At 48.3% G+C, this 9,300-nt stretch carries 9 protein-coding genes; 1 reads left to right on the top strand and 8 read right to left on the bottom strand.

What is annotated here, in order from left to right:
- Window positions 1-22: 22 nt before the first annotated feature.
- The 5 genes from PGL01S_RS05820 to PGL01S_RS05800 form a co-directional block, all read right to left on the bottom strand.
- A complete protein-coding gene (locus PGL01S_RS05820) occupies window positions 23-1,204 on the bottom strand; it encodes a GTP-binding protein (protein ID WP_127492368.1) in 1,182 nt (393 codons plus the stop codon).
- 87 nt (window positions 1,205-1,291) lie between these two features.
- Window positions 1,292-2,266: a metal ABC transporter substrate-binding protein gene (locus PGL01S_RS05815; RefSeq protein ID WP_127492365.1), complete on the bottom strand. Its 975-nt coding sequence runs from the start codon at window positions 2,264-2,266 to the stop codon at window positions 1,292-1,294.
- Between the two features lie 52 nt (window positions 2,267-2,318).
- Window positions 2,319-3,215 (bottom strand): metal ABC transporter permease, encoded by an 897-nt coding sequence (locus PGL01S_RS05810; RefSeq protein WP_244935522.1) that lies wholly within the window; start codon window positions 3,213-3,215, stop codon window positions 2,319-2,321.
- Window positions 3,152-3,871 (bottom strand): metal ABC transporter ATP-binding protein, encoded by a 720-nt coding sequence (locus PGL01S_RS05805; RefSeq protein ID WP_127492401.1) that lies wholly within the window; start codon window positions 3,869-3,871, stop codon window positions 3,152-3,154. The genes PGL01S_RS05810 and PGL01S_RS05805 overlap by 64 nt, the downstream gene beginning before the upstream one ends.
- Window positions 3,872-4,060: 189 nt before the next feature.
- On the bottom strand, window positions 4,061-5,281 hold the full coding sequence (locus tag PGL01S_RS05800) for an NAD(P)/FAD-dependent oxidoreductase (protein WP_127492361.1): 1,221 nt from the start codon (window positions 5,279-5,281) through the stop codon (window positions 4,061-4,063).
- Window positions 5,282-5,459: 178 nt separating this feature from the next.
- Here PGL01S_RS05800 and PGL01S_RS05795 point away from each other — a divergent pair, with 178 nt between their 5' ends.
- The gene (locus PGL01S_RS05795; protein ID WP_127492359.1) at window positions 5,460-6,101 is read left to right on the top strand and encodes a cysteine hydrolase family protein; all 642 of its coding nucleotides are present in this window, start codon (window positions 5,460-5,462) and stop codon (window positions 6,099-6,101) included.
- Here the strand turns inward: PGL01S_RS05795 and PGL01S_RS05790 are convergent.
- The 3 genes from PGL01S_RS05790 to PGL01S_RS05785 form a co-directional block, all read right to left on the bottom strand.
- Window positions 6,098-7,015 (bottom strand): tyrosine-type recombinase/integrase, encoded by a 918-nt coding sequence (locus PGL01S_RS05790; protein ID WP_127492357.1) that lies wholly within the window; start codon window positions 7,013-7,015, stop codon window positions 6,098-6,100. The two genes, PGL01S_RS05795 and PGL01S_RS05790, sit on opposite strands and share 4 nt — an antisense overlap.
- Before the next feature lie 127 nt (window positions 7,016-7,142).
- On the bottom strand, window positions 7,143-7,283 hold the full coding sequence (locus tag PGL01S_RS30755; protein ID WP_164775387.1) for a hypothetical protein: 141 nt from the start codon (window positions 7,281-7,283) through the stop codon (window positions 7,143-7,145).
- A gap of 293 nt (window positions 7,284-7,576) precedes the next feature.
- Window positions 7,577-9,142: an MDR family MFS transporter gene (locus tag PGL01S_RS05785; RefSeq protein WP_127492355.1), complete on the bottom strand. Its 1,566-nt coding sequence runs from the start codon at window positions 9,140-9,142 to the stop codon at window positions 7,577-7,579.
- Window positions 9,143-9,300 lie beyond the last annotated feature (158 nt).

The following is a 9,300-nucleotide window of genomic DNA, read 5'->3' as shown; positions in this document are numbered from 1 at the left end:
CTATGGCTGTCTTTCCTCTGATCTAATGGATATCCGGCAGCGTATCCTTGAATCGTGACCAATCTTCCCGCATCTCTGCTTCCGTTAACAGACACGCGTCTAGTGTTTCGTTTATGGATTCCCGGTCCATCTTAATGCCAATAAACACGACTTTATTGATTCGGTCCCCATACTCTGGAGACCAGCTGTCCCGCAGCTCCGGATACTCTTGGAGGTACATCTCCTGTTCTGCTTGCGGGAGCGTTGCAATCCAATAACCGGATGGGCCAAATTGAATGGATGGGCCAGCCTGGCTTATATTTTGGCCGATGTTGTTCCTGGAAGCGACCCACATGACCCCTTTTGCCCTCACTACCTCCTCCGGCCAGTTTTTCAGCCATTTCTTCAATCTTCCGGGATGAAACGGCTTGACGCGCTCATAGACAAAGGAAGAGATTCCGTACTCCTCCGTTTCCGGCGTATGCTCGGATTTCGACAGCTCCTTCACCCAGCCGGCAGATTGGCTTGCTTCATCAAAGTCGAATAAACCTGTATTTAAAATCTCTGCAGGATTAACTTGGCCATTAACGGTTCGAATCAGCTTGGCACGAGGCTGCAGCTTTCTTAGCACGCCTTCCAATTCAACTAGCTCATCCTCTTCAATCATGTCGCATTTGTTGAGCAGCAATACATCGCAGAATTCGATCTGGTCGATTAACAGATCCACGACTTCCCGCGTATCGTCATCTCCTACAGCCTGACTGCGTGCGAGCAGCGACTCACCGGAGGAGAAATCATGCCAAAACCGGTTAGCATCCACAACCGTTACCATGCAATCGAGCTGGCAGAAACGGGATAAATCGATTCCTTGCTCTTCATCTATATAAGTAAAGGTCTGAGCGACGGGAACAGGCTCGCCTACGCCGGTCGACTCAATTAATATGTAATCGAAGCGTCCATCCAATGCTAATCGCTCCACCTCGCGGAGTAAATCCTCCCGCAGCGTACAGCAGATACAGCCATTCGACATTTCCACCAGCTTCTCATCGGTACGTGAGAGACCACCTCCCTCTTTTATAAGGCCCGCATCGATATTTACCTCGCTTAAATCGTTCACGATCACGGCAACCTTCATTCCTTCCCGGTTGTTCAGCACGTGATTGAGTACCGTTGTCTTGCCGGCTCCCAGGTAGCCGCTTAGCACGGTTACGGGTATTTTGTTCATGTCATCATCTCCTATTACGTAATTATTACGATTAAATTCGGAAGAAAAAGCCGGAGTTATGTCCAGCGTGCTTACCTCTTCTTCGAATTATTCGTTTAATGCTTTCTTTAATGCCTCAAGATTATTGGTCATGACGCCGATGTAGTCCAGGTTGTTCTTGATATCTTCCGCGGTCAGCCCTTCCAACGGGTTAAGCACTGCCGTTGCCGCGCCAATCTCGTCAGCTACAACTTGAGCGACCTTCGGATCAACAAGCGTTTCGAAGAAAATCGTCTGAACCTGATGGTCCTTCGCGAATTCAACAATCTCCGCCATCTCATCCGGAGAAGGCTCTTGCTCGGGCGATAGTCCGGAAATCGGAATTTGAGTGAGTCCGTATTGCTTAGCCAAATAACCAAATGCCGCATGCTGAGTGACAAACTCTTTATGCTTGGCGTTTGTTAATGCATCCTTGAAAGCAAGATCCAGCTCCTGTAACTTTGCGATATATTCATCCGCATTTTTCTTGTAATCCTCTTTATTGCCGGGATCCGCCTGCTCCAATGCGGCCTGGATCGCCCTTACCTCTTGCTGGGCAAGTACCGGATCAAGCCAAACATGGGGATCCAGAGGCGACTCTTCTTCATGAGAATGCTCCTCCTCTTCGCCATGCCCGTGATCTTCTTCCCCATGCTCATGGTCATGCTCTTCTCCTTCCATTAAAGTAATGCCCTTGCTCGCTTCCACGACTACACGCTGCTCATTCGCCGCACTGGATAAAGCACTGTCAACCCAGCCCTCAACGATTCCGTTATAAACGAATACATCCGCGTCTTTAATGGCTGCCATATCCTTGGCGCTTGGCTCCCAGTCATGCGGCTCGGTTCCGGAAGGGATAAGGGCGACAACCTCCGCATGGTCACCTGCCACCTGCTTGCTGAATTCATACATCGGGTAAAAGGTTGTAACCACCTTCAGCTTGCCTTCGTTACTTGCTGCTTCTTTCGCTTGATTGCCGCATCCGGCCAGGATTAAGGATAAAGCTGCTCCAAGCACGATCGATTTTTTCAACCAGGATTTCATAATAACAAGTACCTCCAAATTTGATTTATATCTCTGCCTAATTACATGTGAATTAGGATGAAGACCAATGTTCGTTATCCGCTGCTCTATGGCGTCGGGATACGGGCGTTTCCGGACGCATAACCAGCCTGCCGGATCTCTTTGATCCAAGCGCAAACAGCTTTTTCAGTCCTAAACCTGCCACTAAAAACAACAAAAGAACAAAAGCGATCGTGCCTCCGGGCGGCGTGCTAAGCTCATAAGAAGCGGTTAAGCCCGTAAACGTACCGGTTAGGCCGATGCCCATCGATATAAGGATCGCCGTGGTGAAGCTTGACGAGATTCGGACGGACAGGGCTGCCGGCAATATAATAAGCGCCGACACGAGAAGTACGCCAACAATCGGCATTGCTGCGGCTACGATCATGCCTGTAACGATGCTGAATCCGAAGGAAATCCACTGAACGGGTATGCCGCTAGTTCTCGCTGATTCTTCATCGAAGGAAACCATATAAAGCGGTCTTCGCAGCAGGAAGAAAAACAAAGCGCCAATAAGTGCGGCGGCTAGCATAATCATAAGCTCCGTCCGGTTGACGGCAACTACGGAACCAAACAAATAAGAGGAGAAACTTTTGTTAACCGACTTATTCATCGTCATCAGAATGACAGCCAAAGAGAGACCTCCCACCATAATAATGGCTACGGAAAGCTCACTATATGTTTTGTAGGCTTTACGGACATACTCCACCGCAATTGCGCCAAGGACAGCTACGACAAACCCCGCCAGGGACGGATTAATTCCGAGGTATGTACCTGCAGCAACTCCAGCAAGAGATACATGTGAGAGCATGTCGGCCATTAAGGCCTGCCTTCTCAGCAGCAAATATACGCCAAGCGCAGAAGCGATTAACGCAATGATTCCGCCGGCGAAAAATGCCCGCTGCATGAAGTCGTAGTGCAGCATTTCCAGCCTCCTTCCTCTCTTCTCTCGAGCGAAATAATACGGTCCAGCATGCCGTCCAGCTCAGTCAGGTTATGAGTAACGATAACGACCGTTTTGCCGTGTTGATCGATCTGCTCCCTCATAAGCTTGTAGAAATCTTTCCGGCTTTCTTTATCCATGCCGGTTGTCGGCTCATCGAGCACAAACAAATCAGGCGACATAGCGAGCGCCCTGGCTATGCAAATACGCTGCTTCTGCCCGCCCGATAACTCTCCGATCCGGCGATTGCGGAGCTCCCATACGCCCATGCTTTTCATCGCTTCGTCCGCGGCTTGCTTGGCATCCGGGCTTAGCCTCCTGAACCAATTCAGCCTTTGCGAGTAAAGGCCGGAACGTACAAACTCGGTCACTTGACTAGGAAATCCGCTATTGAATGCAGCAATCTGCTGCGGCACATACGCCACAGCAAGCTTGTCGCCGTTAACGTTCGTAGGCGATAAGTTCACCTTCCCCTGCCAAGGGTGTAGCAACTGTAAAGCAAGCTTAAGCAAGGTCGATTTGGAGGCACCGTTCTGACCGGTAACCGCAATGAATTCTCCCGAGTGAACCTCGATGTTGGCCATTTCCAGGCAAGGAACGTCTCCGTACCCAAAGGTCACGTCCTGAAGAGAGGCAAGCAGCAATATAATCATCCTTTCTATGTATCCAAATATACCTCTGCGCATAATATCGTAATTATTACGATTACAGTCGAAATAAAAAGTTCAACAGCAAGTGTTGAACGTAATCATTACGTATAAGCAGAATAACAGAACTTTTCTTAATCGTCAACATTACGATTAAGAAAAGTTCTGCTTCTTTATGACGCGCTATTATTTAATAAGCGGCCGATCTTGCAAATAACGTTCCATATCCGGACTATGACCCTCCGCAATCTCCTGCACGATGATTTTGGACAAAAGCTGACTGTATACCGCCCCATTGTCGCCGTACGCAAGCAAGAAGTAGCAATTCGGGAATTCCTCATACTTCCCTATGATAGGGAGACCATCAACCATTCCGCCATAAAATGCCGCACAGGAATATGCGGACTCCACGGGAATAGCCGGGAACCTGCGGTTAAATTCCTCGAGCAGCATAGAAGTTTTATGAATCAGCTTGCTGTCTCTGTCGTCCGGATACATCGTATTTTCGTCGAGACCTCCTATAATTACGCGGTTATCTGCCGTTGTGCGGATGTAAATATAGGGTCGTGCCGTCTCCCACAGCAACGTCCGTTCATGCCAGGTGGAGAAGTCGGCTACCGGCTGCGTCGTTACCGTATAGGTACTTACGAACGAAGCTTGCTTCTCTTTGCGAATATCCATATTCTCGTATCCCGCGGCAAAAATAACATGTCGCGCTTGAACGTTATAACCGTTTTTGGTGGAAATCATCATGCGCTGAAGATCTCCGTCATAGTGATGACCGTTCATTTCCGAATGCTCATGCACCTTAACTCCCCGTTCCGCAGCATACTGGAATAAGGCATGAGTGAATTTATACGGATTCAGCTCACCGTCCCCGTACGAGTAGATCGCCGCTTCCCGGCTGAACGGATAATAGGCTTCAATCTTTTCTTTCGTCCAGAAATCCACTTCCCCGCCATGGCGCTTGATAAATTCATATTCGTTCCGCAAACGGTCAACATCCTCGGGACAGCTCGCGGAATAAAGCGTATCGCGCCTACGGAATTCACAATCCAGTTGTACGCGCCGTGAGGCTTCTTCAATATCGTCAATCGCTTGCTTCAATAGCGTTAGATGCTCCGCAATATATTGTTCTCCAAAGGTGTTGACGAGAGAAGTAAACATCTTTTCCCCCGAATATTGAATAATGGCCGTATTGGTGCTTGTGCTGCCTGCGCCAATCCTCCCTTTTTCCAGCACAACGGTTTTTAATCCCCGTTCAGCCAGATAATATGCGCATTGCGCCGCCCAGCTCCCTCCCCCAATAATCGCAACATCGCATTCCGTATCCTCTTGAATCGACGGATAAGCCGGGGCATCCGGCAAGGTTGTTGGCCAATAATACGTACCCGATTGTATATTCATGCAGTTCCCCCTATTTCGATTAGACTGGAAATTATTATTTCCCGGAAGTCATGTTCTTAATAGACAAAGAGCCGCTGAACGGCGGCTCTTTCTTAAAGTGTTCTGTATGAGAATGGATAGAAATGCTCTTTCCCCGGAAAACTAATTTATCCAAAAATGAGAAGCAGGTGTGTGAGCTATGGATAAGTTAAAGCAAAGACTTAATCGGAAAAATACGGCCGTTATTGTAGTGGATGTCCAGAACGATTACTGCCACCCTGATGGAGCTATCGCCAAAACCGGTATTGACGTAAGCGCCGCCGGAAAAATGATACCCGACTTGCAAGCCTTACTGGAATCTGCCCGGAAGCATGGAATCCCCGTCATCTTCCTGCAGACGAATCACGAAAAAGCGACGGACTCCGAGGTATGGGTGTCACGCTTCGAGGATGGCGTGAATCCGATTTGCCATACCGGAAGCTGGGGCGCCGAGTTTTTCAATGTCTCTCCAACTGAGAATGACATTATCGTAAAAAAACACCGGTATAGCGGCTTTATTCATACCCGCCTGGAGTCCGTCCTGCAGACCTTAAAGATTGAAACTCTTGTTATGACGGGCGTAAGTACGAATCTTTGCGTCGAATCCACCGCAAGAGACGGGTTTATGAGGGATTACCATATCATTCTCATGAAAGATGCCTGCGCGGCCTTTTCCCAGGAAGAGCATGACATGACGGTTAAGACCGTTGATACGTATTTCGGCATGGCCGCAACTACAAAAGACGTCATTAACTACTGGCAGCACCACGCCACCGCTCCACAGCTGCAAATGCAAAATTAAAGGTTAACCGGCAGTCGGATCGTCGCCATCGCTTCCTTCTTCTGATCGTCGTTCACGTGGGTATAGATCATCGTTGTTTCAATGGAGGCATGTCCAAGCAGCTCTTTCACTACGCGGATATCTACTCCATTCTTCAGCAGAATAGTAGCAAAGGTATGGCGTAATTTGTGGCAGGAGAGCTTTTTGTTCGCCGCATGGGGATTGATGCTTTTGAACGCCTCAAAGGTTTGACCGGCAATCTTCTGAATTTGGCGGATCGACAATCTTCTTCCCTTCTGCGAGACGAAGAAAGCATCCTCCTGCTCTTTGTAAGGCGTGATACGGTCCTGAGCCACTTCCGAAAGAACGGCAGCCAGCTCTTCCGGCACCGGAATCTCATTCCACTTCCGTCCTTTGCCGAATACCTCAATCGTTCCTCTCACCGGGTTAAAGTCGCTCCGGTTCAAACGGTGAACCTCGCCAACCCGGAGACCGCAGTAACTCATCAGCAGAAAAATGGCCACATTACGAGCGCGGTATCTCCCTTCGATACAGGACAAGCTTGCTGCGAGCTCATCCTCCTCGAGATAGACCGGCTTCTTGTTTTTTTCCGTCTTCGATTTCTTCACTTCCATTGCGGGATTGCGGGTAGCCATCTCGAAATCAATCAACGCCGTATAGAAAGATCGAATCGCCGATAACGTCCGGTTCCTCGCACGGTCACCTGCTCCCCGCTGCTTCGATATAAGAAACGAAATAACATGCATCTTTCCGGCTTGTTCGGCGGCTGCCCCTTCGAGAGATTCCAAATAAGCATAAGCCTCTCTCATATATTCTTTTTGCGTCGTATCCGTATAGCCGGCTTGCTTCATCCAAATGCGAAAGGCTTGCGTGAGCTTACCGTACAAATCTTCCAATTCATGCTGCTTTTTCAACCTGCATTCCCCTACCTTATGTATAAAAAAATGGCTCTCAAGCTAAAGTGCGCAAAACCCTGATTTTGCGCACTTTATTATAGCATGAAATCGGGGAAAAAGATGCTCTACTTCTAGCTTCTAGCCTTTAACAATCTCCATCCATATAAATGGAGGAATCATAAATCAGATCGCCAATCGTTTGCTCGGAGTTCCCTTTCAAAGGTTGATTCAGCTTTGCCATTAATTTCTCCACCATATATTCAAAAAACACTCTCAAGCTCATCATCCGTTCCTCCCTTTTCGTTGAAGCATCTTTTCTTGTGATCAGTATAACAACAAGCCTATTCAACCGAATCTGCGAGAAGTAATGAATGCGACTGATAAAAAGTATTCCCATTGCATCTTAACCATGAAGATTTTCATGCTTCTATGTTAAAAGTCATGCCATGTACCGCTGTTGTTTTAACTTTACACCTTCAAAGATTACGTAATATATTTTATGTTAACTAAACTGGTTAAACTAGGATTGCGAACTAAAAAGGCAGCCGCATCTGCGACTGCCCTCTTCTCAAACTATAATTAATGTCCGCCATAGCTTTGCTGTTCCATATCCGCATTAGGATCAAGCTTGCTGCGACCCATAAAGAACGATACGATCAAAGCGAGCACGGCCGGAATAATCGCCCATGCAAAGGTTCCTACGATCGAATCGGCCAAAGAATGGACGATTTTGTCCAATACCTCAGCTGGAATCTGATCCCGGGCTTCCGGCGTCAGAATCTCGCGCGGATCTTTAAATTGCATGCCGCCTTCCGGAGCGGCTTGACCGCCAGCTGCAAAGGCATCGGTCATTTTGCTGGTAAACAGATTGCTTTGTATAATCCCGTAAATCGTGATACCGATTGTCATGCCAAGCGAACGAATGAAGTTAAGCGTCGAGCTAGCCGTCCCCCGCTGTCTGGCAGGTAATCCGTGAATGGCTGTATTACCGAGTACCGAGAAGGATGCGCCAATGCCAAGACCAATCAGAATCATATAGATGGTCACAATAAACCGGGATGAATCTGCTGTAAGCGTAGTTGTCAGGATGGACCCGATAACCAGAATAATAAACGTCGCCACCATAATGTTGCGGTATGGTATCTTTGTCATCAGGAAACCGCCGGAAGTAGCGGTTACTACCGTGCCAAGCATCATCGGCAGCAAGACAAGCCCCGAGTTTGTTGCCGAGCCGCCGAGTACCCCTTGAATAAAGATCGGGATAAATACGGAAGCGACTATAAACGCTGCGCCGCTGAATAATGCGCTTAAGATACTGGTCGAATACAACCGGTTCTTAAATAGGGCATAAGAGATAATGGGCTCTTTAACCTTCGTCTCTACGATCAGGAAGGTAACAAGCAGGACGGCAAAGCCCGCAAACATGCCAAGGATTTGAAGGGAATCCCAGGCGTATGTCTTGCCGCCAAGCTCAAGCGCGAACATCAGGCAGACTATGGCACCGATCAATGTAGCCGCTCCATACCAGTCGATTGGCTGCTTCGAATGCTCCATCGATTCCTTATAGAAGAAACCAATCATGCAAAGCGCGATAATGCCTAGCGGGAGATTGATGTAGAATACCCATTCCCATGCGAAGTTGTCCGTAATATACGCACCGATCAGCGGCCCGAAGATGGAAGACATCCCGAATACCGCTCCGAACATACCGCCCATTTTGCCCCGGCTTTCCAAAGGCACGGCGTCAAACATAATCGTAAAGGCAACGGGCATCATAGCCCCCGCCCCGATCCCCTGAACCGCGCGGAATAGTGCGAGCTCGGTGATCGAGCTGGCTGTTCCGCATAATACGGATCCTGCCATAAACATAATAATGCCGAATAGGAAGAACCGTTTCCGGCCATACATGTCGGACAGCTTGCCGAAGATCGGCATCCCTGCCATTTCCGCCACCATATAAGCGGACGTAACCCATACGAACTTGTCGAGTCCGCCTAATTCGGCGACGATGTTCCCCATCGCCGTAGCGACGATCGTATTATCCATCGACGCCATCAGAATGCTAAGCAACAGACCAGCGATTACAAGCCCTACGTTGCTCTTTTTGTTTGCTGCCAATTTACACGCAACCTTTCTTCCTAACATGAGTTCTTTTTCATTCCCGTCAAAACAATGTTTCGTTCAAATGTCTCCAAACCGCTAAGAACGGTAGAAAAACGAGACAAAATTATGACTTCCTACGATGACATCGTAACATAACATTGTTTCATTGCATAGTCCAGAATTTTGAATCCACTTTAAAT

It is taken from the genome of Paenibacillus glycanilyticus NBRC 16618, from assembly GCF_004000805.1.
Classification (GTDB): domain Bacteria; phylum Bacillota; class Bacilli; order Paenibacillales; family Paenibacillaceae; genus Pristimantibacillus; species Pristimantibacillus glycanilyticus.
This window is presented reverse-complemented; position numbering and strand designations above follow the sequence as displayed.

Bases quoted from the DNA above. Each gene is read 5' to 3' on its own strand.
- PGL01S_RS05785 (WP_127492355.1), bottom strand. From the start codon at position 9,142: ATGTTAGGAAGAAAGGTTGCGTGTAAATTGGCAGCAAACAAAAAGAGC.
- PGL01S_RS30755 (WP_164775387.1), bottom strand. From the start codon at position 7,283: ATGATGAGCTTGAGAGTGTTTTTTGAATATATGGTGGAGAAATTAATG.
- PGL01S_RS05795 (WP_127492359.1), top strand. From the start codon at position 5,460: ATGGATAAGTTAAAGCAAAGACTTAATCGGAAAAATACGGCCGTTATT.
- PGL01S_RS05820 (WP_127492368.1), bottom strand. From the start codon at position 1,204: ATGAACAAAATACCCGTAACCGTGCTAAGCGGCTACCTGGGAGCCGGC.
- PGL01S_RS05815 (WP_127492365.1), bottom strand. From the start codon at position 2,266: ATGAAATCCTGGTTGAAAAAATCGATCGTGCTTGGAGCAGCTTTATCC.
- PGL01S_RS05800 (WP_127492361.1), bottom strand. From the start codon at position 5,281: ATGAATATACAATCGGGTACGTATTATTGGCCAACAACCTTGCCGGAT.